This window comes from Ornithinimicrobium faecis, assembly GCF_023923225.1.
GTDB classification, from domain to species: domain Bacteria; phylum Actinomycetota; class Actinomycetes; order Actinomycetales; family Dermatophilaceae; genus Ornithinicoccus; species Ornithinicoccus faecis.
Map to the genome: position 1 here is coordinate 2829096 of NZ_CP099489.1, position 24279 is coordinate 2853374.

Here is a 24279-nt window from a genome sequence, read left to right on the forward strand (position 1 = left end):
ACGCTCACACCATGACCACAACCCAGTTGCTGCCCGACCACCTGATCGCCCCGCCTGGCCTCAAGGGGGTCGTGGTGGCCGACACGAGCACCGGCGACGTGCGAGGTCAGGAGGGCTTTTATCACTTCCGGGAGTTCTCAGCGGTGGAGCTGTCCCTGACCCGCGCCTTCGAGGAGGTGTGCCACCTGATGCTTGAGGGCGCCCTGCCGACGCCGGAGCAGGCCACCGCCCTCCAGAGCGAGCTGGCCGAGGCTGCCGTGCTGCCTCCTGACCTGATCGCCGTGTTGCCAGCCATTGCGCGATCGGGCCCAGACCGCGCCTCCCTCTCCCGCCTGCGCACGGCCGTCTCACACCTGGGGGCGCTGGAGGGCTTCGGGCCGACCTACGGCGCTGACGCCGCCCAGGTGCGTGCCGACGTCCTGCGGATGGTCGCCGCCGTGCCGGTGATCCAGGCCGCGCTGCACCGGCTGCGCGCCGGTCTGGAGCCGTTGCCGGCCCGCCCCGAGCTCGGGGCGGCCGGCAGCTGGCTGTGGATGGTCACGGGAGCGGAGCCGTCTGCGGCTCACCGGTCAGCCATCGGCGCCTATCTCACCTCGACCATCGACCACGGGTTCAGCGCCTCCACGTTCGCCGCCCGCGTCGTGACGTCGGCGGGCTCGGATGTCGCCTCGGCAGTCGGCGCGGCCATCGGGACCTTTGCGGGGCCGCTGCACGGTGGCGCTCCCGATCGCGCCCTGGACTCGCTCGATGAGATCGGCAGCCCGGACCGTGCCCGGGCGTGGGTCCGGGCCAGCGTCGAGGTGGGTGAGCGGATCATGGGCTTCGGGCACCCGGTCTATCAGACGATGGATCCTCGCGCGGCGATGCTCCGTGACATTGCGCTGCAGCTGGGCGGGCCGCTCGCCGACCTCGCCGTGCAGGTCGAGCAGGAGGTGATCCAGGCCCTCAGCGAGCTCAAACCGGGCCGCGAGCTGCACACCAACGTGGAGTTCTACGCTGGCGTCGTCATGGAGCTGTGCGGCCTCCCGCGAGAGTTGTTCACCCCGACCTTCGCCACCGCCCGGGTCGTGGGCTGGGGTGCGCACATCCTCGAGCAGTCACAGAGCAGCAAGATCTTTCGGCCGTCCGCACGCTATGTCGGGCCGCCCGCACCGGCACCGCTGCCCTCCCCCACTCAGGCGTTGCCAGCCTGAGCGCCCAGGGCCTCTCGGAGCAGGTCCGCGATGGCACCGTCGGGGTCGACTGGGTGATAGGTGAGGGAGTCGTGGGACCGGAAGCTGCCGCCCGGTCCCAGGGCGAGCATCTGGCTCACCGGCTCGGCCGGCGGGACGCCCTCGCCCACCCCGGTGATCAAACTCGTCTCCACCAGGACGGTCGGGCTGCCGAGAGCCTCGAGCAGCTCCTCCACGGTGCCGTCCAACGACTGCACGCCGCCCTGTCCGGCAATGGCGTCAGGCGGTTTGATGAACTCGGCCACCGCGTCCTGATAGCGGTCCGGGAAGACGGGCAGGAAGCTGTGCATCCCGTCGTCGGTGACGTCCTCGATGACGGCGATCTCGCGGTGCAGGTGCAGATAGCGCACGGCCGACGTGCCCTCCGACTCAGGACCTCCGGACTGAGCCTCCTCGCGCAGAGCCCCCAGCTCCCTGCGCAGAGCCAGGACGGTCGGCGCCAGCTCGCGCAGGGTCAGCGTCAGCCCGAGCGGCTCTGCGGCCTCCCATGCGACGCCGGCCTGTTGGGCGGCACCCGTCTGCTGGGTGGCACCGGCGTCCTGGGCGGCACCGGCCTGCTGGGCGGCACCGGCCTGCTGGCTGGCACCGGTCGGCAGGACCAGTCCACGGGCCATCAGACAGCGCAGCGCCACGGAGCGGACCAGGTCCGTGGCCGCTGGGTCAGCCAGCTCCGGCAGGCGGGCCGGCACCACCCCCAGGGACCCGTTGGTCAGGGTGAGCAGCTCCTCCTCGGTCAGCGTCAGCGCCGGTCGCAGCGGCAGGGTGTCGTCGCTCCCCGCCAGTGCCGCAGTCCCCGCCTCCATCAGAAGAGCTTTCCGAGCGTGGGCAACACGATGCCGAGACCGACCCCGGTGAGGGTCGGTGGCGGGATCACCGGCAACCGCGGTCCCGGCGCGACCGGCACCCTGGGGATCGCGATGGGGCCGCCAATGCCCGGCACCCAGCGGCCCAGGTCGCGCAGCCTCGGGAGGTCGGGCAGCAGATCCTTGGCATCCGGCAGCAGCGGGATCATCGGTCCCAGCGGGCCGAGGGGGAACTCTGGGGAGGGCCGGAGGACCTTCTGGGCGGTCTCGATCAGCTTGTCCTTCTTGCCGAGGATCGTCTTGCCGACCTGGAGCAGAAACATCCGGTGGTCCCAGATCGCATAGCCACCCTTGGTCAGGCCGTAGACGCCGACCGCCACCGCGCCCAGCCCAGCCACCACGGGGTGTGGCAGCACCATCGCGATGCTCCCGGGGATGGCAAGGGCTGCGGTCACTCGCAGGGCGAACCCCCGGACCCCGCGGTAGCCACCCCCGGTCCGCAGGTCCTCGAACGCGCTCGGGATGACCGTGAGCGGGATAAGCACCCGAAACGGAAGCTTGGCGAGCAGGAAGATGACTGGAGGTTTGCGAACCACCTTGAGCAGTCGAGCCAGCTTGACCTCGAGGGCATAGCGCGCGAACGGGTTGAGGTCCCGGGCCAGCTTGGCTGCGGTCAGCACCACCCGAGTCCCGACGATGAGCAAACCGCCGCCGCGCCAGATCGGCGCCAGCTCCTGGCCCATCTCGATCAGGTCCTTGAGCTCGTCGATGCCGAGGCCGACCCAGGAGCGGCGGAGCATCCGGTCGACCACGCCCCGGCCCTGCTCGAGCTTGTCCTCGGCCCAGTCGATCTCATCGTCTGAGCGGCGGATCACCTGCTCCAGCGCCAGGATGCGCCCCCGGATCGACTCGATGGTCTGCGGGTCCGTCGCACCGCCCAGCAGGCCGATCTGGCGGATCCGCTCCCCCGTCGCATCGTCCTTGGCCCCCTGCGCCGCCCGCACCACAACCTGGGCCTGCTCGGCCTGGTCCGCGAAGACCCCCAACGCTGCGGCCACCTCCTCCGCCGGACCGCACCGGGCCAGCACCGCCGTGGCCACCCGCTGGGTCGCGAGCCGCTGTCCGAGCGCTGCCACGCCCTGCCAGCCGCTGGCCGACTCCGCCTCGGCCCGGCGCACCCGCTGGCCCACCTCACCAAGCTCAGCAGCCGCGCCGAGCAGGGTCCGTGCCGCCAGACGCAGATCGTCCGGTCGCGTTGCCAGGGCGGTCACGGGGTGACCACCGGCGTCAGTGCCATGCTGGTCTGCAGCTCCACCATGCGATAGGCCAGGGCCGCCTGCTCAGTGGCGCGTGACAGGGCAGCCCCCGCCTCGGCATACGTCTGCAGTCCGTCGCGCCACTGCCGAGCCGCCGCGGCCCCGCTGGAGGCCAGGGCGCCGGATCCGCCGGCCCCTCCCGCCAACTGCAGTGCTCGACCGATCCGATCTGCCGCCTGGCGCATCTCCTCGGCCGTGCCCCGCAGCGTCGCTCCCGCGCTGTCAATCGCCCGCGCGTCGACCTCGAACGTGCTCATCGTGTCCCCTTTCCGATGCCGTGACGCACACCGTAGGGGCAAGAACGAGCCGCGCGCCGAAGTTGTCCACAGGCACGACGCCGGCCCAGGGTCGCGCAGACGGCTCGGTCAGTCCGGCAAGGACGTGCGGGCGCTCATCGGGGCGGTGACGTCCGGGTCATGCGGACCCAGCACCACGGCATACGGCCGGCCGCGGGCAAAGTCCAGATTCACGCGCGCCTCGGCCTCGTCATACATCCGACCGAGCAGCCGGTCGTGCTCCCGGGTGAACCCGCCGGACGACCCGGGCAGCGGCGTCAGCTCACCGAGCATGACGCCGTCGGGCACCTGATAGAGGTCCACCCGCACGAACGGGACCGGCACCGCCTTCGACAGCACCCTGGCCACCTCAACCATGTGCGCCAGGTCGCGCGGCACGGCGATGTCCGGGTCGTGCCGGTGCCGCTCCTGCACCTGACCCCGGTCCTTCCCCTCAGCGTCCAGGAAGCGATAGGTGAAGGAGCTGATGTCGTTGTGCTTGGTGACCCGCCGCAGCATCACGTCGGCGACCTCGCCCTGGAAGCTGAAGATCTTCACGTCGTCGGGCAGGACCGCGCCGGTGCCGGGCAGGACCTCCTCCACGAAATAGGGAGCCGCCAGGCCGCGAGCGCCCTGGTAGTGCGCGACGATCTCCTCCGCAGTGATGCCCTCCCCCGAGTCCAGGAAGCAGAAGCTGTCCCCCTCACGGCGCAGCGGCAGCACACCGTTGCCGCTGTAGCCGCGGTTGCTCTTGACGACGAACGTCTCGGGCAGCTCGTCCCAGGGGATCTCGGTGACCTTCGGCCAGGAGCCGATCACCCGCGGCGTGGCCACGCCATAGCTGCGGGCCAGCTCATAGTTGTGCAGCTTCTCCAGCAGGTGGCGGCGCGGGAACTCGCGCTGGGTGTCCTTCGTGGACAGGAACCGCCCGACCCGCGCCTGCTCCATGATGCGCGTGTGCCAGGACGGCTCCTTCGGCGAATACTTCTGGCCCGCAGCCTGACTCAGCGCGAGGTCCCGCTCCTGCTCCGCCTCGGCCAGCTGCTCGGTCGCCTTCGCCAGGCGCCCCTCCGCCTTGGCCACCCGCGCTCGCAGCGTCTTCTCGCTCTGCCGCAGCTCGGCGATGCGCTCGTCGCGCCAGGCGATGGCGGGCAGTCCTCGCAGGTGCGCGCGCAGGCCCACTGGTCCTCCTCGTGTTGAGCCACGGATCGGCTGCCACGCTGAGCGCTGCCCCTCCCCTTGGTCTGACTGCCGATGCTAACCCGGACGGTCGCTCATCCGTCGCACCCGGGAACGTCGCCGCCCGCCCACTAGGGTCTGCCTATGGTTCCGGCAGATCGCGACGACCACGAGGTGCGTTATCACCGCGCCTTCCGCCCTCCCGTGCCCGGGCTGATCCACGAGATCTCTGACCTGGCGACCTTGGACTCCCTCCTCACGGCGGGCGCGTCCCTGCGGGGCTCGCGGTGGCAGGGGCTGGACCTGAGCGCTCACGAGGAGGCGCTGCTGGCGCGCGAGGACCTGACCGGGATCGTGGTGCTCGGGGGCGTCCTCACGCCGGCCCTGGAGCTGCACCTGCGACGGCAGGGGGCGATCATCTTCCCCGCTGCCCCGGACGCGCCCGTACGGCCCTACCGCGGCAGCCTCTACACCGCCGACGAGCTCTATGACGGCCTGGCCGACCACGGCTATGCCGCCACGACCGACGCACGCGCCTATGAGTGGCTCCAGGACGCCGCGGTCCGCCACGACGCCTATGTCACGGTCCTCCGCGCGATCCATGACGACGCGATGACCGACGCGCTGGTGGACGTGGTCTCCGAGCGCCGGGTCGTCGGGGTGATGGGTGGGCACGCCCTGGCGCGCGGGACGGCTGGGTTTGCGGCCGCGGCCCACCTCGGCTTCACGCTGGCACACGCCGGGTATGCCGTGGCAACAGGCGGCGGTCCCGGCGCCATGGAGGCGGCGAACCTGGGCGCCTGGTGCCGCACCGAGGACCAGGTGGCACCGGCACTGCAGAAGTTGGCGACCGTGCCGCACTTCGCTGAGGGCATTGGGCCCTGGGCTCTGGTCGCCCTCGAGATCGTCCACGAGGCCCACGGCACCGACTCGGCTCCCGGCCCGTTGCGCAGTCTCGGGATCCCCACCTGGCACTACGGGCACGAGCCGCCCAACGTCTTCGGCGACCTGATCGCGAAGTTCTTCAGCAACGCCCTGCGCGAGGATCTGCTCCTGCACCACAGCAGCGCGGGCCTGATCGTGCTGCCCGGCGCGGCAGGCACCGTCCAGGAGGTCTTTCAGATGGCCACCCGCCTCTACTACGAGGTGGACGGCCAGCTGCCTCCGATCGTGCTGGTGGATCGTGCGCACTGGACCGAGCACCTGCCGGTCTATCCGCTGCTGCAGGCGCTCGGCCGGGACCGGGCGATGGCCGACGCGGTGCACCTGGTCGACACCGTCGACGAGGCCGCAGCGCTGCTGATCCACTAGCGTCCACCAGCACCAGGAAAGTCTGAGGAAACGCGAAACCCGAGCGCCACGTCCGTCCGGACGGGTCTCGGGTTCACTTCCTGACGCGGAGCGCGCCAGACACCAGCAGTATGCGCCAGTCCTCCGACAGAACCAAGCGACGGTCTCCGAACCTCGGGTGACGCGCACGGTGGTCAAGCTGTGTGTCAGTCACCCCAGCAACTGCATGGATCCTTCACGCCCCGCCCGGCGTGTCACGTGAATCATCCATGCACTTGCGCAACTTCTAGCCGGTGCGGGTGCTGCCGCTGGAGCACGAAGATCAGACGGTGGCGGCGAGCTGCCCGCAGGCTCCGTCGATCTCCGATCCGCGGGTGTCGCGCACGGTCGTGGGGATGCCGTGGGCCAGGAGTCGCTCGACGAACTGCTGCTCGACACCGGGGCGGGAGGCCGTCCACTTCGAGCCCGGGGTCGGGTTGAGCGGGATCGGGTTGACGTGCACCCAGCCGCGGCCACGGGCGTTGAGCTTCTCCCCCAGCAGGTCCGCGCGCCAGGCGTGGTCGTTGATGTCCTTGATCAGCGCATACTCGATGCTGACGCGGCGGCCAGTCGTCTCGTAGTAACGGTGGGCAGCATCGAGGGCCTCGTCGACCTTCCACCGGGTGTTGATGGGGACCAACTCGTCGCGCAGCTCGTCGTCGGGGGCGTGCAGGGACAGCGCGAGGGTCACGGGGATGCCCTCCTTGGCCAGTTTGTCGATCGCGGGGACCAGGCCCACGGTGGACATCGTGACACCGCGGGCCGACATGCCGAGGCCCTCGGGCGAGGGGTCAACCAGGCGGCGGATGGCGTCGACGGCCTTGCGGTAGTTGGCCAGCGCCTCGCCCATGCCCATGAAGACGACATTGCTCACCCGCAAGGCCTCGGCGGTGTCACCAGCGCCGTCGCTGCCACCGCCCAGGTCCCCGTGGCGCAGATAACGCGCCGCTGCCACGACCTGCTCGACGATCTCGGCCGTCGACAGGTTGCGCGTCAGGCCCGCCTGCCCCGTCGCGCAGAACGGGCAGTTCATGCCGCAGCCGGCCTGGCTGGAGATGCACATGGTGACGCGGCCCGGATAGCGCATCAGGACCGACTCCACCATCGCCCCGTCGTGCAGTCGGTGGACCTGCTTGACCGTGGCACCGTCGTCGGTGGACAGGGTGCGGATGGGCGTGAACAACTGGGGCAGGACCCCGGTGACCAGCTCGTCACGGCCTTCCTTGGGCAGATCGGTCATCTGCTCCGGGTCGGTGACGAGGCGCTCGAAATAGTGTCGCGAGATCTGGTCGGCGCGGAACGGCTTGTGCCCGAGCTCACCGAGCCAGGCTCGTCGCCCGGCCATGTCGAGGTCGGCGAGGTGCTGTGGCGCCTTGCCCCGCTTGGGCGCGCTGAAGGTCAGCGTGCCGGGGGCCGGACCGGTGCTGGGGCTGGGCAGGTCAGTGGTCATCGCCCCCTAGTCTCCCAGGTCCGAGCACGATTTGCCCATTCCCTCACGCCCGTCGCGCCAGCGGGACCATCAGCAGGGCGAGCAGGCCAAGTCCACCGTAGATCCCGGCAGAGGCCATCACCCGCTGGTCGGGCGCCGCCACCACCCAGGCGATCGCGGAGGCGGTCACCGTGGCCACCAGAGCAGTCCCGATCGCCTCGGCCATGACCAGGGCCTGTGCCGCGACGCTCGTCCCGATGCCGTCCGGCTCGGCCGGTTCGTCGAGCACCCGGTTGAGCGTGTCGACATAGCTCAGCCCCATCCCGGCGCCACTGAGCGTCCAGCCGAGCAGATGCAGCTCCCACCCGACCCCGGAACCGGCCACAAGCGACAGCGCCAGGGTCGCAAACCCCGTGGCAAGCAGTGCAGCAGAACCCGCGACCCGCCAGCGGTATGCCGTGGCGCGCCTGGCCGGCCACCGTCCACAGACCACTCCGAGGACAGACCAGGCGACCCCACCGGCGCCCAGCAGGAGGGCCAGGTCACCGGCGTCGCGGCCGAGCAGGTCGTGGGCGGTGATGGCCACGACGGCGTGGCCGCCGAAGTAGACCGCGCACAACAGGCCCATCAGCAGGATCGCCGCGGGTCGCCCGGCGCGGGCTCGGAACGTGCCGCCCGGCAGGATCCGGGCGGCGGCCATCAGCACCAGGACGACACCGGCCCCGGCCACGACCGTGCCTGGCAGGGACGTGCCCCAGAGGGAGACCAGGGTGATGCCCCCGGCCAGGCCAAGGGCCGGCAACAACCTGAGCGGCTCCCGGCCTCCCTGCTCGGCCCGGTCGAGTTCACGCAGGCGGAGGATCACCACCGCCCGCGCGGCCAGGAAGAGCGGGAGGTAGGCGACCAGCGCCCACCGCCACCCGATCACCGAAGCCGCCCATCCGGCATACACCGGTCCGACCACCGACGCGACCAGCCAGACCAGCGCATAGCCCGCCAGGACCAGCCTCCGCCAGCTCGGGGGCAGGGCCGTGGCCAGGGCAGACAACGAGACCGTCATCAGGGCACCGGCGGCCAGGGCTGCCAGCACGCGCCCGGACAGGAACAACGTGAAGGTGGGTGCGAGCGCGCTCAGCACGCCCCCGGCCACGACCACCGGGGTGAGCCAGGCCAGCATCCGGGCTGCTGGCCAGCGGGACAACAACGCTGCCCCCAGCGGCATGGTCAGGAACATCGCGGCCTCCGTGGAGGCCACGAGCAGGCCGTATCCGTCCTGAGCCTGCAGGTCGTGAGCCATCAGCGGCGTGATGGTGGTGGTCAGGTAGGACTGACAGGCTGCCACCAGCTCGACCATGAGCAGGGCCGCCGCCAGGGTGGCCGCTGCGGCGCCGCCGGGGCGCGACCCGGATCCGTCAGCAGCAGTGCTGCCGCCAGCAGGGCGGTCGGTGGAGCGGTCAGTGGAACGGAAGATCACACCAGAATGCTAGCACTCTAGTTTGCTGTCTTACGTAGGGACCAGGATCCCGAGCAGCAGCCAGCACAACGGTGCGGTGATCAGCAGCGAATCGAGCCGGTCCATCAGTCCACCGTGCCCGGGGAGCAGGTTGCCCATGTCCTTGATGCCCAGGTCGCGTTTGAGGGTGGACTCGGACAGGTCGCCAATGGTGGCGAAGAAGGCCAGCGGCACACCCAGCAGAGCACCGGCCCACCAGTCTCCACCGAGCAGCAGGGGCACGCTGATCGCCCCGGCCAACGCGCTGGTCGCCAGGGAGCCGGCGAAACCCTCCCAGGACTTTTTGGGGCTGATCGAGGGTGCCATCGGGTGCTTGCCGAACAGCACGCCCACGGCATAGCCGCCGATGTCGCTCATCGTCGTCAGCAGCGCATAGACGATGATGCGCTGGCCACCGTCCGGGGAGTCGATCAACAGCGCCGCAAAGCTGGCGAGCAGCGCCACGTAGGTCACGATGAAGACGCCCCCGGCAATGTCTCGGATGGCGCGAGTGGGTCCCTCGAGCGCCCGCCAGACCAGGATCGAGAGGCAGACCAACCCGTAGCCCACCACGAGAGCGTCGCTGCCCCACACATAGGCCATAGGGACCAGGGCTGCCCCGAGCAGGACAGGGATGAGCGGCGGGTTGATCCGGCCGGCACGCAGCGCGGTGGTCATCTCCAACGACCCGATCACCACCACCACGGTGACCACGGCCACGAACGAGGGCGGGAGGAACAGCGCCGTGACGACAATCAGCGACCCCAGAGTGACGCCCACGCCGATCGCGGCCGGGAGATTCCGACCGGCTCGCGACGGCACTGAGCCCGTCGCAGTCTCGGGGTGCCGCTGCCGTGCCCGGTGGGCTCGACGCGACGTCGCGTCCATCATGGTTCCTCGGGTTCGCTGGTCCTCAGACCTCCATCAACTCGGCTTCCTTGAGCTTGAGGACCTCGTCGATCTGCTCGACGTACTTCTTGGTGGTTGCCTCGATCTCTTTCTCGGATCGGGTGCCCTCGTCCTCGCCGATGTCGCCGTCCTTGACGGCCTTGGAGATGGCGTCCATCGTGGCGCGGCGCACGTTGCGCACCGAGACCTTGGCGTCCTCACCCTTGGTGCGCGCCAGCTTGATGTATTCCTTGCGGCGGTCCTCGGTCAGCTGCGGCATGACGATCCGGATCGCGTTGCCGTCATCGCTCGGGTTGAGCTGGAGCTCGCCCTCGCGCAGCACCTTCTCGATGTTGGACATGGCACCCTTGTCGAACGGGGTGATCAGGACCGTGCGGGCGTCCGGGATCTGGAACGACGCGAGCTGCTGCAGCGGTGTCGGGGCACCGTAGTAGTCGACGGTCAGTTTGTTGAACATGCTCGGGTGGGCTCGGCCGGTCCGGATCGTGGCCATGTCGTCACGGGCCACCTCGACGGCCTTGCCCATCTTCTCCTCGGCCTCCATGACGGCCATCTCGATCGCTTCAGACATCAGCTCGTGCTCCTTGTCGTCGGTGCGCCCGGTGGTGGCGCGGGTCCTGGGTCAGGCTGCTCGGGTCGGGCGCTCAGTCAGCGGAGACCAGTGTGCCGATCTTCTCACCACGCAGGGCGCGGGTGATGCTGTCCTCGCCGCCCATGCCGAAGACCAGCATGTCCAGCCGGTTCTCCATGCACAGGCTGAACGCCGCCGCATCGATCACCTTGAGGTTGCTGGCGAGGGCGTCGGCATAGGTCAGGGTGTCGAGCTTGACCGCGTCCGGATCGGTGCGCGGGTCAGCTGTGTAGACGCCGTCGACACCGTGCTTGCTCATCAGCACGACGTCACAGTGGATCTCCAGGGCGCGCTGGGCGGAGACCGTGTCGGTGGAGAAATAGGGCATGCCGGCGCCGGCACCGAAGATGACCACCCGACCCTTTTCCAGGTGGCGGATGGCGCGGCGCGGGATGTAGGGCTCAGCGACCTGGCCCATCGTGATGGCGGTCTGCACGCGGGTGGGGATGCCCTCCTTCTCCAGGTAGTCCTGAAGGGCCAGGCAGTTCATCACCGTCCCGAGCATGCCCATGTAGTCGGCGCGGGCACGGTCCATGCCGCGCTGCTGCAGTTGGGCGCCGCGGAAGAAGTTGCCACCGCCCATCACCACGGCGATCTGGACGCCCTCGCGGGCTGCGCGAGCGATCTGGTGGGCAATGCCCTTGACGACATCGGGGTCCAGGCCCACACTGCCGCCGCCAAACGCCTCCCCAGAGAGCTTCAGCAGCACGCGGCGGCCGGGCTCCGCACCCTCAGGGGCGTCGTCCAGTGGCTCACTGACCGGGTCGCTCAACGGGTCACTGACCGTCGGCGGGAACACTTCGTGGGTGGTGGTTAGGCGCTCGGACACGAAGCCTCCTGTGGTTCTGCAGCGGTCAGGGGTCGCTCGATCCTGCCATACCCGGGCGACTGCGCCCCATTTCGGCTGGTGGATGACACGCTCGTCGGCCTCAGAAGGCCAGTCGCCAGGCCAGGGACCCGAACAGCACACCGAGACCATTGGTCGCCCAATGCATCCCGATGCTCGCCAGGACACTGCCGCTGCGTCGGCGCAGCTCGCCGGCCACCAGACCACCCACCGCGGTGAACAGCACCGTGCCCACGATCAGGGCGGCGGTCGCGTAGGCACCGAGGTTGGAGAACACGGAGGAGATCGCGGCATTGCCGGTGGCCGACGCCGAGGCCGGGATCACGTGCCACAGGCCAAAGAGCAGCGACGAGCCCAACAGCACCTGCCACATGCGTGCGTGCCGCGCGAGCATGCCCCACAGCACCGAGCGGAAGGCGACCTCCTCGAGCAGGACCGTGCCAAGCGGGATCAGCACGAAGGCGGTCAGCAGGATGCTCGCCGGGGGCAGGTGATAACGGACGTCGAGGAAGGCCGAGCGAGTCGCTGGGAGCAGGACCCCGACGAGATAGACGACCGCGACCGCGGCAATGACGCCCCCGCCCCACCGCAGACCTGCGGCATGGGTGCTGCGGGCCAGTCCGAGCTGGCGCCAGCTGAGTCCAGAGGCGCGAGCGAAGGCGATCAGGGCCAGGGCGCCCACCGGTCCGAGCCACAGCGAGTCCCAGCCGAGCAGGTGGTTGGCCAGGTTCAGTCCGAGCAGACCCAACACCACGGTGATCGTGGCAGCCGGGGCGAACAGCTGCCGGACTGCGGGCTCTGCCATCGCGTGACTCATCGCAAGGCAGATTACCGGGAGAGGGCGACTGGACCGAACCACAGCACGATGCCGTGAGGCCGGGCCCCGAAGGGAAACCCGGCCTCACGGCATACGGAACTGGAGTGCGTCAGGCTCAGATGCCGACCTTGAAGCGGGCGAAGGCGGTGACCTCCGCGCCGCCGTCCTTGGCGACCTGGGCGACCGACTTCTTCGGGTCCTTGGCGAACGGCTGGTCGAGCAGCACGTTCTCCTTGAAGAAGCCGTTGACGCGGCCCTCGACGATCTTGGGCAGCGCCTGCTCGGGCTTGCCCTCCTCGCGAGCGGTCTCCTCGGCGATCCGGCGCTCGTTGGCGACGGTGTCCGCGTCGACCTCATCACGGGTGAGGACAGTCGGGCTGAACGCCGCGATGTGCATCGCGATGTCACGGGCGGTCTGCTCGTCACCACCGGCGGTCGCCACCAGCACACCGATCTGCGCGGGCAGGTCGGGGCTGGTCTTGTGCAGGTAGGAGACGACCTGGTCACCCTCGAGGCGGGCGACACGGCGGATCTCGATCTTCTCGCCGATGGTCGCGTTGGCCTCGTCGATGACCGCCTGGACGCTCTTGCCGTCGAGGTCGCTGGCCAGCAGCGCCTCGGCGTCAGCGGCGCCGGTGGTCACGGCCTGGGCCAGCACCTTGTCGGCCAGCTCGACGAACCTCTCGCCCTTGGCGACGAAGTCGGTCTCGCAGTTGATCTCGACCAGGGTGCCGACGTTGCCGTCGACGTGGGCGGCGACCAGGCCGTTGGAGGCCGAACGGCCCTCGCGCTTGGTCACGCCCTTCAGGCCCTTGACCCGCAGGATCTCGGTCGCCTTGGTGGCATCGCCCTCGGCCTCGTCCAGGGCCTTCTTGACGTCCATCATGCCGGCGCCCGTCGACTCGCGCAGGGCCTTGATGTCAGCGGCGGTGTAGTTCGCCATGGATCGGGTTCGCTCCTTCGTCAGGGAACTTCGTGGATGGGTGTGTGCGGCTCAGGACTGCTCGGCCGGTGCGGCCTGGTCCTCGGTCGCCTCAGCAGCGGGGGCCTCAGCCGGAGCCTCGGCCGGAGCCTCAGCGGTCTCGGTGGCGGCCTCAGCCGGAGCCTCAGCAGTCTCCGTGGCGGTGGCCTCAGCAGCCGGAGCCTCCGGAGCCGGGGTCTCGGCAGCCTCCGCCGCGGGGGCAGCAGCCTGCTCACCCTCGGAGCCGGAGAGCAGCTCGCGCTCCCACTCGGCCATCGGCTCAGCCGGAGCGGCGCCCTCCTCGGAGGTGCCACCGCCCGCGCGGGACATCAGGCCGTCGGCGACCGCGTCGGCCATGACGCGCGTCAGCAGCGCAACCGAGCGGATGGCGTCGTCGTTGCCGGGCACCTTGTAGTCGACCTCGTCCGGGTCGCAGTTGGTGTCCAGGATCGCGATGACCGGCACGCCGAGCTTGCGAGCCTCGGTGACGGCCAGGTGCTCCTTCTTGGTGTCGACAACCCACACGGCCGAGGGAACCTTGCCCATGTCGCGGATGCCGCCCAGGGTGCGGTCGAGCTTCTCGAACTCGCGGCGCATCATCAGGAGTTCCTTCTTGGTGTGACCGGAACCGGCCACCGCGTCGAAGTCGATCTCCTCGAGCTCCTTGAGGCGGCTCAGCCGCTTGGAGACCGTCTGGAAGTTGGTGAGCATGCCGCCCAGCCAGCGGTGGTTCACGTAGGGCATGCCGACGCGGGTCGCCTGCTCGGCGATGGCCTCCTGGGCCTGCTTCTTGGTGCCGACGAACAGGATGGTGCCACCGTGGGCGACCGTCTGCTTGACGAAGTCGTAGGCCTCGTTGAGGTAGGTCAGCGACTGCTGGAGGTCAATGATGTAGATGCCATTGCGCTCGGTCATGATGAAGCGCTTCATCTTGGGGTTCCAGCGACGGGTCTGGTGCCCGAAGTGGACGCCGCTCTCGAGGAGCTGGCGCATGGTGACGACGGCCATGCCGAGGTCTCGCTTTCTTCTAGGGTGCAGTTGTCTCCTGGCACGGGCGACGTCCTCCACCCGACCCCCATGGAGGGGACGGGACCGCGGAGGCGCGTCCCGGCATACCTGGCCTGGGACCGAAGGTCTCAGGTGGTGGGCCGGTGAGCTCGTGCGCGAATTCGTCCGGCGCGCTCGCAAGCGGGCACACCACACGTGTCATTCATTCTACGGCTACGGTCGGTGACATGCGAAATCCCCTCGTGACACGGATGACCGGCTTCGGCTCGACGATCTTTGCGGAGATGACTCAGGCCGCGCTGCGCTATGACGCGGTGAACCTCGGGCAGGGTTTCCCGGACACCGACGGGCCCCAGGAACTGCTCGACATCGCTCGTGAGTCGATCGCCTCTGGTCTCAACCAGTATTCCCCCGCGATCGGCATGCCCGTGCTGCGCGAGGCGGTTGCTGCGCACCAAGAGCGGTTCTATGGCATCACCGTCGACCCGGACACCGAGGTGCTGGTCACGGTGGGGGCGACCGAGGCCATCGCCGCCTCGATCCTGGCCCTCGTCGAGCCCGGCGAGGAGGTGGTGACCTTCGAGCCGTTCTACGACTCGTATGCCGCCTCGATTGCCCTCGCCGGAGGGGTGCGCCGCACAGTCCCCCTCCGCTTCCCCGACCTAGCCGTTGACGAGGCCGCTCTGCGCGCGGCGTTCGGGCCGAAGACCCGGGCGGTCCTGCTGAACACACCGCACAACCCGACGGGCAAGGTCTTCACGCGCGCCGAGTTGGAGCTGGTGGCCGAGCTGGCCCGCGAGCACGATGCGGTGGTGATCTCCGACGAGGTCTATGAGCACCTCACCTTCGACGGGACGACGCACATCCCGATCGCGACCCTGCCGGGGATGGCCGAGCGGACCCTAACCATCAGCTCCGGGGGCAAGACCTTCTCCGTCACCGGCTGGAAGGTCGGCTGGGTGCACGGTCCCGGCGAGCTGGTCGCGGCGGTGCGTGCGGTCAAGCAGTTCCTGACCTTCGTCGGCTCCGGGCCGTTCCAACCGGCCGTCGCCCACGGACTCTCCCTGCCGCCCGAGTTCTTCAGCGGCTTCGCTGCCGAGCTGCAGGCCAAGCGGGACGTGCTGGTTGAGGCGCTGACCGGTGCCGGACTGCCCGTCATGCCCTGCCAGGGCACCTATTTCGTCATCGCCGACGCTGCTCCCCTGGGCGTCACGGATGCCGTCGAGTTCTGCCGACGCATGCCGGAAGAGGTCGGTGTCGTCGGCGTGCCCGTCTCGGCCTTCTGTGACACCACCGAGCCGGTGGCCACACTGGTGCGCTTTGCCTTCTGCAAGCGTGAGGAGGTGCTGCGCGAGGGCGCGCGCCGCCTGCAGGCGCTGAAGCAGTAGCCACCCCGCATCGCCGGCGCGCCTCCGCCCCAGCGCGCCCCCGCCCCGGCGTGTCGCGCACAAGGGCCCGCGTGTCGTGCACCGTGCCGAGATCGTTGCGGCGTGTCCCGCGTTGGAGCCCCATGTTGGCAACGCCGATCCGGCACATCCTCGTCAGGCGCGATCCGGCACATCCTCGTCAGGCGCGGGGGTGGGCCTGACGATAGGCCGCGCGCAGACGGTCGACCGAGACGTGGGTGTAGATCTGGGTGGTGGCCAGGCTGGCGTGACCGAGCATCTCCTGCACGGTCCGCAGGTCCGCCCCGCCCTCGAGCAGGTGAGTGGCGGCGCTGTGCCGCAGCCCGTGCGGTCCCAGGTCAGCAGCGTCGGGAAGGTGCGCCAGCAGTTCGTGGACGACGCTGCGCACCTGGCGTTGGTCCACGCGACGACCGCGCCGCCCCAGGAAGAGCGCGGGACCGGACTCGTTGGTGGCGAGCCGCGGTCGTCCCTCCTCCAGCCACGCGCGCAGGGCCTCGACGGCCGGGGCGCCGAAGGGCACAGTGCGTTCCTTGGCGCCCTTGCCGAGCACCCTCGCCACCTGCCCCGGCAGGTCCACGTCGTCCACGTCCAGCCCGGTGAGCTCGCCCACGCGCATGCCGCTGGCATAGAGCAGCTCCAGGATGGCGCGGTTGCGGTTGTGCACGGGGTCGTCGTCATCGGCGGCAACAGCAGCCAGGTCCATCAGGCTGTCTGCCTCAGCCTGTTTGAGCACACCCGGCAGGTGTCGCCCCTTGCTGGGTGCCCCCAGTCGCACAGCCGGGTCCTTCTCGATCCGACCCGTCTGCTTGGCCCAGCGCAGGAAGGTCCGTGCTGCGGCTGAGCGGCGCGCAATGGTTGACGACGCGGAGCCCTGTGCTGCCATCTCACCCAACCAGGTGCGAAGGTCACTCAGCGTGATGTCGGAGAGGCCGCTGACTCCGGCCGTGGCGAGCGCGTGTGACAGTGCGGTCACGTCACCGACATAGGCCCGCACGGTGTGCTCAGAGCGGTTCCGTTCGGCGCTGAGGTGCCGTTGGAAAGCGTCCAGCACGTCGTCGTCGACCGCCCCCGGCGTCGGCTTGTGCACGCCTTGCCCCCCGCTCGTCACCTTCTCGCGGGGCTCTCGGCTCGGCTCCACAGCGGGCTGGTCCATCCGACCACGGTGCCACGGACACCCGCGAACACGGTGGAGGACCCGCACGGTGGCGACGCGAACGAGCCGCTAGAGAAGCCTGGACAGAGCGCCCTCGGTCAGCGTCGGGCCGAGCTCCTCGAAGTCCCACTCACCAGATTCGCTGCGAGCCTGGGTGCTGCTCCAGAAGACGAACGCACCACCGTCGGTTGTGCGGGCTAGCTCGCCGTAGGAGTGGGCGTTGCCGCCGTTGTGCCACGCCAGAGGTTGATCCTCGTGCTCCGTGATGACCCACCCGTACCCGTAATGGGTGTCATCGGGTTCCTCGCGCACACGGGGCTCGAACAACTGACCCTTCGCGTTCTCGTCGAGGATGTCGTTGCCGAGGAGCGCGAGATGCCAGCGGTACATGTCCCTCGCGGTGGAAAGCAGCCCGCCGTTTCCACGCAGATTCCACCACGGCCCGTCATCTGCCCACTCATGGTCGAGGGGCGACCCTTGAGCACCACTGCCTTGGTCGTACTCGACTGCGACATCGTGCGCGGTCCAGTCGGGCAGGACGTATCCGGTGGAAGCCATCTCGGAGGGCGCGAAAAGATGCTCGGCAAGGAACTGCTCGTATCCGTCGCCAGAGGCGATCTCGACGATCGCGGCGAGCAGGCTGTACCCGAGGTTCGAGTACGCGTAGGTGCCCGGCTCAAACTGCAACGGCGAGTCCATCGCGGCGGCGACGAGTTCGTCGCGTGTGATGGGGTCATCATCATCTCCGAGCTGATCGCCCAGCCCAGATGTGTGAGTGAGCAACTGCTGAATCGTGATGGACTGCTTGTCCTCGGGCACTCCCTCGAGGTAGTCGCCGATCGGGTCGCTGACGTCGAGTTCCCCGAACATCTGCAGTTTCAGGACCGCCGCGGCGGTGAACTGCTTGGTCATCGACATCACATCCACGACCGTGTCGCAGCCGAATTCAACCTCGCGGACGTCGTCCGCGAGTCCCCACCCCTCACACAGCACGAGATCGTCCCCCTGGGCAGCAGCGATCACGCCGCGCGAACCATCCGGTGTCGTGTCCTGGACGAACGCATCGATGGTGTCCGGCCCACCAGCGCCACAGCCGGTCAGCAGTCCCAGCGACAGTGCAAGGCATAGTGCTACCCACCCCACCCGGGCTGACCCCCGCACAGGGTCCCGCGAAGAAGCATCCTCTCGCCTGGCATTTCCTCGACCGTATACGCGATGCCGACGCCGTGCAGTTGCTCCAGCGAGTTGGTCCACCCGACCACAGTGCCACGAACCCCGCGACCACGGTGGAGAAATATAGGGACGGGGACTCGCGCCACTGGTTGACCGCAGCGCGGTGCCTCCCACTGCGGCGTGGGCGCCAGTCAATCGTGCGGGAGCAGCGTCAACTCCCACGGCTGCAGGAACAGCAGTGGGTCCAGGTAGTTGTCCTTGCCCCGGACAGCCCCCAGGTGCAGGCAGGTCCGGAGCAGGCAGTGACTCCCCACGGCACCGAGATAGCCGATCCGATCACCACCGGAGACCTGCTCCCCCTCGTCGATGCGCTCGGTCACGGGTTGGTAGGTGCTGCGAATGCCATCGGGGTGGGTGACCGAGACGATCCCGATGCCCGCGATGCTCCCGCTATAGGTGACGGTGCCGGCTGCCACGGCAAGCACTGGCGCGTAGGTGTAGCCCGCGAGGTCGACGCCTCGGTGTCCCGGCAGCCAGCGCTTCTCTGGCGGGTCGAAGAACTTGACGACCTCGCGTGGTCCAGGCAGGGGCCACTGCCAGTCAGCTCGCGGTGCCACCTCGTGCGGCCCACTCGGCGGGTCGACGTTCCCGTGTGCAGCCACTTCCTGCATCCGGGCCGCCTCCCTCGCCAGTCCCGCCACTGCACGAGAGGCGCCGGCAAAGAAGGAGGTGATGCGCGGACCGTCGCCGTCTCGTTCGGCCGGTGGTTGTTGCCCCGTGGCCACGGCGACGGGCAGCACGAGGGACAGTCCCAGCAGCCAGGCAATGAGCAGTCGCATCAGGCTCTCCCCCAGCCGTCAAGACGCAGCTCAGCCATCCCCCGGCTCTGCAGGTCTCCGAGCGCACCGAGCACCTCGCGGGCCGACAGCCCGGCCTGGATAGTGATCTCCTCGACCGTCTTGGAGCGGAAGGGCGCGAGGGTGGACCACACCAGGTGCGGCTGTGGATCCAGCTGATCCTCCGGCCTCTCCGGTCCGCGTTTGCGCGGGGCCAGGTCGGCACCACCAATCTCGCCGAGGAGATCCACCACCTCCCCCGCGTCCGTGACTAGGGTGGCGCCTTCGTCACGGACGGCCTGGTGGCACCCGGCGGAGGCCATCGACGTCACTGGCCCCGGCACCACGGCCACCGGTCGCCCGATGGTGGCCGCGTCTCGCAGTGTGCGCAGCGACCCGGATCGAAGGGCTGCCTCCACCACCACGGTGCCCGTCGTCATGGCAGCGATCAGCCGGTTGCGTGCCAGGAACCTTGGCCGGGTCGGTGAGCTGGCCGGTGGCACCTCGCTGACCACCACGCCGACACGGGCAATCTGCTCGATCAGATCGGTGTGGGCCGGCGGATAGGGCCGGTCCACCCCGCCAGCAAGCACAGCCACGGTCGGGACTTCAGCTGCCAGTGCTGCCCGGTGGGCGGCCGCATCGATCCCGAATGCCGCACCAGAGACGATCGTGAAACCGCGCAGACCGGTGCCAGAGGCGAGCTCGGCTGCCATGTGGTTGCCATAGGGCGTGCTCGCCCGGGCTCCCACAATGGCCACGCTCCGGTCAGACACCTCACTGAGGTCGAGCGGTCCCCTCACCCACAGACACCACGGTGGGATCTCCAGGTCGTCCAGGGCCTCAGGCCACTCGGCATCGCCTGGCACGAGCGTCCTGACTCCGAGCCGCGCACAGACCTCCCGGTCCCGCTCCAGGTCCAGGTCCGTCAATCTCGCTGTGAAGCGGTCGACTTTCACTCCGGACGGGGACAGGCCTCCCCGCGCAGCGACCTCGAACGCGTCCAGATAGCCGAACCGCTCGATGAGGGCGACCGCGACTGAGTCGGTGGGCTCTGCGAGCCGCGCCCAGGCCATCCGTGCGGTGATCTCGTCGGTGACGCCGTGGCTCATGCCGCCACCTCCGAGCTGGTGCGCAGGGCGAGCGCCATGCCCAGGTGCGTCGGCCCGGGTCGCTCAGCACCGGCCAGGTCGGCCAGGGTCCACGCGATCCGCAGACACCGGTCATAACCACGTAAGGTCAGCTCGCCCAGATCCATCGCTCGCTCCAGCGGGCGGGTGACCGAGCGCGCCAGGCGCCAGTCGTCGCCGCGCAGCAGGCTGCCAGGAACCTCGGCGTTGACGGCCCACGGCGTGTGCGACCACCGCGCCAGTTGACGGTCCCGGGCGGCCCTGACCCGCTGGGCCACCTCGAGCGTGGACTCCCCAGGAGGACCGGCCAGGGCTCGGAGGCTGACCGGCAGCAGGCTCACCCGGACGTCGATCCGGTCCAGCAGGGGGCCACTGAGTTTGCCGAAATAGGTCCGGCGGGCCAGCGGGGTGCACTCACACCGCTCGCCCTTGCCAACGCCACGCCCGCACGGACAGGGGTTGGCAGCAGCGACCAGTTGGAAGCGGGCCGGCAACCGGGTCTGCCGGTCGGCCCGGGCGATGACAACCTCACCGCTTTCCAGTGGCTGACGCAGACCGTCAAGGACATCGCGGCGGAACTCAGGGGTTTCATCCAGAAACAGCACGCCGCGGTGGGCGCGGGAGACCGCCCCGGGCCGCACCCGCGAACTGCCACCGCCGATCACCGCAGCCATCGACGCGCCATGGTGCGGCGCCACGAACGGCGCCCTCGCCACCAGCGACCGGTGGTCATCCAGCACCCCGAGGACCGAGTGGACCGCCGTGACCTCGAGGGCCTCGGAGCGCGCCAGCTCGGGCAACAGTCCCGGCAGTCGCTCCGCGAGCATCGTCTTGCCCGCGCCCGGCGCTCCGACCATCAGCATGTGGTGGCGGCCGGCGGCCGCCACCTCCAGGGCGGCCCTGGCCTCGGGCTGTCCCACGACGTCCGCGAGGTCAGGGATGTGCTCGTCGGGCTCTGGGTCCGGTGCAGTGGTGGCCGGTGCGGGGACGGCACCGGTGTGCGCAGCGAGGTGCAGGTCGATCAGTTCGCGCAGCGAGGCCACCCCGAAGACCCGGACCCCGGGCACGAGGGCTGCCTCACTGATGTTGCCGCTCGGCACGATGACGGTCTTCATCCCTGCCGCGGCTGCTGCGACGACCATCGGGAGCACCCCGGCGACAGGCCGCACGGCCCCGTCCAGACCCAACTCACCGATGTGCACCACGGTCTGCGCCACAGCCTGGGGCAGGACCTCGATCGCGACCAGTTGGGCAACCGCGATGCCGACATCAAAGCCACTGCCGGTCTTGGGCAACCAGGCCGGAGTCAGGTTGATGGTCCAGCGCCGTTGGGGAATCGTCAGGCCACAGTCCTCCACCGCGGCCCGGATCCTGTTGGGCGCACGCGAGCAGGCCGCATCCGGCAGACCGCTCATCGTCATCGCCGGGAGCCCCTGCGCCATGTGCGCCTCGACCTCCACGAGGCGGCCCTCGACCCCGCTGAGGGCGACGGCGTGGGTCCGCCCGAGCCCCATCAGGCCACCCCGACCAGGTGCTCGATCTGCGCCGGAGCGCTGGGAGGGCTCAGGACACCGATAACGTCGATGCGCACCTCGTCGGCGTGCTGGTCGTGGGCCCGCAGCCAGCTGATGGCCAGTCTGCGCAGGCGGGCCGCCTTGGCCGGGGTCACCGCCTCGACGGGGCTCCCGAAGGCCGTTGAACGACGAGTTTTCACCTCACAGAACACGAGGCTGGCGCCGTCGCGCGCCACGATGTCCAGCTCCCCCTGGTCGCACCGCCAGTTGCGGTCGATCAGCTCATAACCCAGGTCGGTCAGGAACTCGCAGGCCAGGTCTTCGCCATAGGCCCCGATCGCACTCGCGACCCGATGAGACATCCCCATCTGCACCACCTCCGCGACCACCGTCGCCTCGTGGGCGGGCGGCCGGAAGGTCGACGGTCGGACCTGTGGATGGTGACCACGTCACGCGCACCCTGGGGAGGAGCGAGCGCCCAGACGCTCCCGGCCTGGCTCCGGCGATCGCACCACCGCGGCACGTGGATGCATCCTTCACGCGACACGCTGGGCGGCCTGTGAAGGTTCCATGCACCTGCACCCTCAGGTGGTGCGGGTGGTGCGGGTGGTGCGGGTGGTGCGGGTGGTGCAGTTGGGCGGGTGGTGCCGGTGCTGAGGTGGGCAGGTGGTGCTCAGGAGTTGCGGTCCAACTTCGTCAGATCGAGGTCTGACTTGGCAATCTCCTCGACGTTGACATCCTTGAACGTGATGACCCGGACGGTCTTGACGAACCGGGCGGGCCGATAGACGTCCCACACCCAGGCATCGGTCATCGTCACCTCAAACCACGTCTCACCGTCGCCGGTGCGCACCTGGACATCGACCTCGTTGGCCAGATAGAAGCGCCGCTCGGTCTCCACGACGTGGCTGAACAGACTCACCACATCGCGATACTCCCGATAGAGCTGCAGCTCCATGTCGGTCTCATACTTCTCGAGGTCCTCGGCGCTCATGCTGGGTTCATCTCCCTCGCCTCGTGCGGAACGGTCATGTCCCGGTCGCTGGTGTTGGTGCCGGTGATGTTCCACGACCGGCGGTGGTGGGCACACGGCCCCAGGGTGCGCAGCGCCTCCTGGTGCTCGGGCGCGGCATAGCCCTTGTTCAACTGCCAGGAGTATGCCGGGTGCTCGGGGGCGATGGCGATCATGTGGTCGTCGCGGGTCACCTTGGCCAGGACACTGGCGGCAGCAACCGACGAGCAGGTCAGGTCGGCCTTGATCAGGGTCCGGACGGGCACCTGGGGCGGGGCGGCCGGGTCGGCCAGCGCCAGCAGGCCATCCCGGGCGGGATCGGTCAACCAGTCATGGTTGCCGTCCAGCACGACCAGATCTGGTGCCACCTCCAGCTGGGCCAGTGCCCGCTGGCCGGCCAGGCGCAGCGCCGACATGATGCCGATGGCGTCGATCTCCTCGGGCCAGGCGTGACCGACACCCCAGTCCAGCGCCCAGGCGCGGATCCTCGGTGCCAGTCGCTCACGCACCTGCTGGGAGAGCAGTTTGGAGTCTTTGACCCCCTGCGGGGCACTGCGGATCGTCGCGTCGATCGCGACGACACCCACGGAGACCGGTCCGGCCAGAGCTCCCCGGCCGACCTCGTCCATGCCGACCAGGACCGAGTGGCCCTCGCGGAGCAGTGCACGCTCCAGGCGCAGGCTCGGGCGGGTGCTGCGCGGCGTGGTCCGCCGGCGCGTGCCTGCTCGAACGCCCTGGGTCACTGCCCCTCCGCCACGGGCTCGGGGACCGACCCGAAGGCGTCCTGCGGGTTGCTGAACCAGTCAAACCGGTCCAGTGGCCAGATCAGCACGAAGGCCTGCCCGACGACTCGGTCTGCCGGGATCGACCCTGCGGTGCCGGTGCCATCGTCGTGGGCACGGGAGTCGCGAGAGTAGGAACGGTGGTCGCCCATCATCCAGTAGTGATCCTCCGGCACGGTGATGTCGAAGTTCTCCAGGCTGGGCTCGTCGCCCTCGAACAGATAGGTCTCGTTCAACGGCTCGTCGTTGACGGTGAGCCGGCCCTGGTCGTCACAGCACACGATGTGGTCACCACCGACGCCGATCACCCGCTTGATCAGGTGATGGCTCTCGCCCTCGGGGGCCACTCCCACGAACTTGGCGGCCTCCATCAGCGGCCCGAGGATCGGCCCACGATCCACCTCGTCGGTCGGGGGCAACCAGCCGCCCGGGTCCTCGAAGACGATCACGTCGCCCCGCTCCACGGACATCGGACCGGCCTGGATCTTGCTGACCAGCACGCGGTCGCCATAGACCAGGGTCGTCTCCATGGATCCCGAGGGGATCCAGAAGGCCTGCACCAGGAAGGTCTTGATCAGGAACGAGATGATCAGGGCCGTCACGCCGATGATGAGCACCTCGCGCACGAAGTGCAGCACTGGGTTGCGCGGTTTGCGGCCGAGGGCGCTCGAGCGCTCGCGACCGGGGGCCACCGCTGTCGCACCTGCCGCTGTCGCACCTCCCTCTGTGGGACCGTCCGAGGCCGCGCTTGCCGACGTGGCGCCGCCCGCCGTCTCATCCACGCGAGCCGCGGTCGTGTTCGTGCTGTCCACCGTGCTACCCGGATCGGTCGGGGGTCCCCCCACACTCTCCTCGGATCGCGGGTCTTGCGTCACGGGTGAAGTCCTTTTCTGCCAGTGGTCGGTCGGGTGTTGCGCTGCACCGACACTAGTACGCCTCACTGGGTGTCAACGTTCCCCCCACGCCGCCGGTGCCGCAAGCGGTCCGTCCAGCCGCTCGCGCGTCAGCGGCGGGGACAAACGCACGCCGCCCCGGGCCAGACGGC

24 protein-coding genes are annotated in these 24279 nt (G+C 69.5%); 3 read left to right on the forward strand and 21 right to left on the reverse strand.

Annotation, left to right across the window (positions count from 1 at the left end):
• The first annotated feature begins 11 nt into the window (after positions 1-11).
• Complete coding sequence (locus NF556_RS13185) at positions 12-1193, forward strand: citrate/2-methylcitrate synthase (protein ID WP_252591382.1); 1182 nt, start codon at positions 12-14, stop codon at positions 1191-1193.
• Here the strand turns inward: NF556_RS13185 and NF556_RS13190 are convergent.
• The 4 genes from NF556_RS13190 to NF556_RS13205 form a co-directional block, all read right to left on the reverse strand.
• Entirely contained in the window at positions 1175-2035 is an 861-nt protein-coding gene (locus NF556_RS13190) for a hypothetical protein (RefSeq protein ID WP_252591383.1), read from the reverse strand. The two genes, NF556_RS13185 and NF556_RS13190, sit on opposite strands and share 19 nt — an antisense overlap.
• Positions 2035-3306 carry a WXG100 family type VII secretion target gene (locus NF556_RS21400; protein WP_289781755.1) on the reverse strand — a complete coding sequence of 424 codons (1272 nt, stop codon included), beginning with the start codon at positions 3304-3306 and terminating at the stop codon, positions 2035-2037. The genes NF556_RS13190 and NF556_RS21400 overlap by 1 nt, the downstream gene beginning before the upstream one ends.
• Entirely contained in the window at positions 3303-3608 is a 306-nt protein-coding gene (locus NF556_RS13200) for a hypothetical protein (protein ID WP_252591384.1), read from the reverse strand. The genes NF556_RS21400 and NF556_RS13200 overlap by 4 nt, the downstream gene beginning before the upstream one ends.
• 108 nt (positions 3609-3716) lie before the next feature.
• Positions 3717-4808, reverse strand: a complete 1092-nt coding sequence (locus NF556_RS13205; RefSeq protein WP_252591385.1) for an ATP-grasp fold amidoligase family protein — start codon at positions 4806-4808, stop codon at positions 3717-3719.
• Between the two features lie 141 nt (positions 4809-4949).
• Here NF556_RS13205 and NF556_RS13210 point away from each other — a divergent pair, with 141 nt between their 5' ends.
• Positions 4950-6116 (forward strand): LOG family protein, encoded by a 1167-nt coding sequence (locus NF556_RS13210; RefSeq protein WP_252591386.1) that lies wholly within the window; start codon positions 4950-4952, stop codon positions 6114-6116.
• Positions 6117-6417: 301 nt separating this feature from the next.
• Here NF556_RS13210 and rlmN read toward each other — a convergent pair whose 3' ends face one another.
• The 8 genes from rlmN to rpsB form a co-directional block, all read right to left on the reverse strand.
• Complete coding sequence (rlmN, locus tag NF556_RS13215) at positions 6418-7584, reverse strand: dual-specificity RNA methyltransferase RlmN (RefSeq protein ID WP_252591387.1); 1167 nt, start codon at positions 7582-7584, stop codon at positions 6418-6420.
• A 43-nt stretch (positions 7585-7627) separates the two neighbouring features.
• Positions 7628-9037, reverse strand: coding sequence for an MFS transporter (locus NF556_RS13220; RefSeq protein ID WP_252591388.1), 1410 nt, complete (start codon positions 9035-9037; stop codon positions 7628-7630).
• A 30-nt stretch (positions 9038-9067) separates the two neighbouring features.
• Positions 9068-9943 (reverse strand): phosphatidate cytidylyltransferase, encoded by an 876-nt coding sequence (locus NF556_RS13225; protein WP_252591389.1) that lies wholly within the window; start codon positions 9941-9943, stop codon positions 9068-9070.
• Between the two features lie 25 nt (positions 9944-9968).
• Positions 9969-10535, reverse strand: a complete 567-nt coding sequence (frr, locus tag NF556_RS13230; RefSeq protein WP_252591390.1) for a ribosome recycling factor — start codon at positions 10533-10535, stop codon at positions 9969-9971.
• Between the two features lie 73 nt (positions 10536-10608).
• Complete coding sequence (pyrH, locus tag NF556_RS13235) at positions 10609-11343, reverse strand: UMP kinase (RefSeq protein ID WP_252595806.1); 735 nt, start codon at positions 11341-11343, stop codon at positions 10609-10611.
• A 181-nt stretch (positions 11344-11524) separates the two neighbouring features.
• Entirely contained in the window at positions 11525-12247 is a 723-nt protein-coding gene (locus tag NF556_RS13240; protein WP_252591391.1) for a CPBP family glutamic-type intramembrane protease, read from the reverse strand.
• 127 nt (positions 12248-12374) lie between these two features.
• A complete protein-coding gene (gene tsf, locus NF556_RS13245) occupies positions 12375-13202 on the reverse strand; it encodes a translation elongation factor Ts (protein ID WP_252591392.1) in 828 nt (275 codons plus the stop codon).
• Between the two features lie 51 nt (positions 13203-13253).
• A complete protein-coding gene (gene rpsB, locus NF556_RS13250) occupies positions 13254-14228 on the reverse strand; it encodes a 30S ribosomal protein S2 (protein ID WP_252591393.1) in 975 nt (324 codons plus the stop codon).
• A 227-nt stretch (positions 14229-14455) separates the two neighbouring features.
• Here rpsB and NF556_RS13255 point away from each other — a divergent pair, with 227 nt between their 5' ends.
• Entirely contained in the window at positions 14456-15616 is a 1161-nt protein-coding gene (locus tag NF556_RS13255) for a pyridoxal phosphate-dependent aminotransferase (protein WP_252591394.1), read from the forward strand.
• Between the two features lie 178 nt (positions 15617-15794).
• Here the strand turns inward: NF556_RS13255 and NF556_RS13260 are convergent, their stop codons facing one another.
• The 9 genes from NF556_RS13260 to lepB form a co-directional block, all read right to left on the reverse strand.
• Complete coding sequence (locus NF556_RS13260) at positions 15795-16787, reverse strand: tyrosine recombinase XerC (protein WP_252591395.1); 993 nt, start codon at positions 16785-16787, stop codon at positions 15795-15797.
• 69 nt (positions 16788-16856) lie between these two features.
• Entirely contained in the window at positions 16857-17930 is a 1074-nt protein-coding gene (locus NF556_RS13265) for a serine hydrolase domain-containing protein (protein ID WP_252591396.1), read from the reverse strand.
• A gap of 221 nt (positions 17931-18151) precedes the next feature.
• On the reverse strand, positions 18152-18799 hold the full coding sequence (locus NF556_RS13270; protein ID WP_252591397.1) for a M23 family metallopeptidase: 648 nt from the start codon (positions 18797-18799) through the stop codon (positions 18152-18154).
• Positions 18799-19908 carry a DNA-processing protein DprA gene (gene dprA, locus NF556_RS13275; RefSeq protein ID WP_252591398.1) on the reverse strand — a complete coding sequence of 370 codons (1110 nt, stop codon included), beginning with the start codon at positions 19906-19908 and terminating at the stop codon, positions 18799-18801. The genes NF556_RS13270 and dprA overlap by 1 nt, the downstream gene beginning before the upstream one ends.
• Entirely contained in the window at positions 19905-21440 is a 1536-nt protein-coding gene (locus tag NF556_RS13280) for a YifB family Mg chelatase-like AAA ATPase (protein ID WP_252591399.1), read from the reverse strand. Before NF556_RS13280 ends, dprA begins: the two co-directional genes overlap by 4 nt.
• Positions 21440-21808 (reverse strand): YraN family protein, encoded by a 369-nt coding sequence (locus NF556_RS13285; RefSeq protein ID WP_252591400.1) that lies wholly within the window; start codon positions 21806-21808, stop codon positions 21440-21442. Before NF556_RS13285 ends, NF556_RS13280 begins: the two co-directional genes overlap by 1 nt.
• 305 nt (positions 21809-22113) lie before the next feature.
• Positions 22114-22434 (reverse strand): DUF2469 domain-containing protein, encoded by a 321-nt coding sequence (locus NF556_RS13290; RefSeq protein ID WP_252591401.1) that lies wholly within the window; start codon positions 22432-22434, stop codon positions 22114-22116.
• Positions 22431-23195, reverse strand: a complete 765-nt coding sequence (locus NF556_RS13295; RefSeq protein WP_252591402.1) for a ribonuclease HII — start codon at positions 23193-23195, stop codon at positions 22431-22433. The genes NF556_RS13290 and NF556_RS13295 overlap by 4 nt, the downstream gene beginning before the upstream one ends.
• The gene (lepB, locus tag NF556_RS13300) at positions 23192-24046 is read right to left on the reverse strand and encodes a signal peptidase I (protein WP_252591403.1); all 855 of its coding nucleotides are present in this window, start codon (positions 24044-24046) and stop codon (positions 23192-23194) included. The genes NF556_RS13295 and lepB overlap by 4 nt, the downstream gene beginning before the upstream one ends.
• Positions 24047-24279: the final 233 nt, after the last annotated feature.

What these genes read in the sequence shown, in the direction of transcription:
- dprA (WP_252591398.1), bottom strand. Translation starts at nt 19,908, where the DNA reads ATGAGCCACGGCGTCACCGACGAGATCACCGCACGGATGGCCTGGGCG.
- NF556_RS13210 (WP_252591386.1), top strand. Translation starts at nt 4,950, where the DNA reads ATGGTTCCGGCAGATCGCGACGACCACGAGGTGCGTTATCACCGCGCC.
- NF556_RS13185 (WP_252591382.1), top strand. Translation starts at nt 12, where the DNA reads ATGACCACAACCCAGTTGCTGCCCGACCACCTGATCGCCCCGCCTGGC.
- NF556_RS13240 (WP_252591391.1), bottom strand. Translation starts at nt 12,247, where the DNA reads ATGGCAGAGCCCGCAGTCCGGCAGCTGTTCGCCCCGGCTGCCACGATC.
- NF556_RS13290 (WP_252591401.1), bottom strand. Translation starts at nt 22,434, where the DNA reads ATGAGCGCCGAGGACCTCGAGAAGTATGAGACCGACATGGAGCTGCAG.
- NF556_RS13255 (WP_252591394.1), top strand. Translation starts at nt 14,456, where the DNA reads ATGCGAAATCCCCTCGTGACACGGATGACCGGCTTCGGCTCGACGATC.
- rpsB (WP_252591393.1), bottom strand. Translation starts at nt 14,228, where the DNA reads ATGGCCGTCGTCACCATGCGCCAGCTCCTCGAGAGCGGCGTCCACTTC.
- NF556_RS13190 (WP_252591383.1), bottom strand. Translation starts at nt 2,035, where the DNA reads ATGGAGGCGGGGACTGCGGCACTGGCGGGGAGCGACGACACCCTGCCG.
- NF556_RS13260 (WP_252591395.1), bottom strand. Translation starts at nt 16,787, where the DNA reads ATGGACCAGCCCGCTGTGGAGCCGAGCCGAGAGCCCCGCGAGAAGGTG.
- NF556_RS13280 (WP_252591399.1), bottom strand. Translation starts at nt 21,440, where the DNA reads ATGGGGCTCGGGCGGACCCACGCCGTCGCCCTCAGCGGGGTCGAGGGC.
- NF556_RS13225 (WP_252591389.1), bottom strand. Translation starts at nt 9,943, where the DNA reads ATGGACGCGACGTCGCGTCGAGCCCACCGGGCACGGCAGCGGCACCCC.
- frr (WP_252591390.1), bottom strand. Translation starts at nt 10,535, where the DNA reads ATGTCTGAAGCGATCGAGATGGCCGTCATGGAGGCCGAGGAGAAGATG.
- NF556_RS13200 (WP_252591384.1), bottom strand. Translation starts at nt 3,608, where the DNA reads ATGAGCACGTTCGAGGTCGACGCGCGGGCGATTGACAGCGCGGGAGCG.
- tsf (WP_252591392.1), bottom strand. Translation starts at nt 13,202, where the DNA reads ATGGCGAACTACACCGCCGCTGACATCAAGGCCCTGCGCGAGTCGACG.
- NF556_RS13270 (WP_252591397.1), bottom strand. Translation starts at nt 18,799, where the DNA reads ATGCGACTGCTCATTGCCTGGCTGCTGGGACTGTCCCTCGTGCTGCCC.
- NF556_RS13285 (WP_252591400.1), bottom strand. Translation starts at nt 21,808, where the DNA reads ATGGGGATGTCTCATCGGGTCGCGAGTGCGATCGGGGCCTATGGCGAA.
- rlmN (WP_252591387.1), bottom strand. Translation starts at nt 7,584, where the DNA reads ATGACCACTGACCTGCCCAGCCCCAGCACCGGTCCGGCCCCCGGCACG.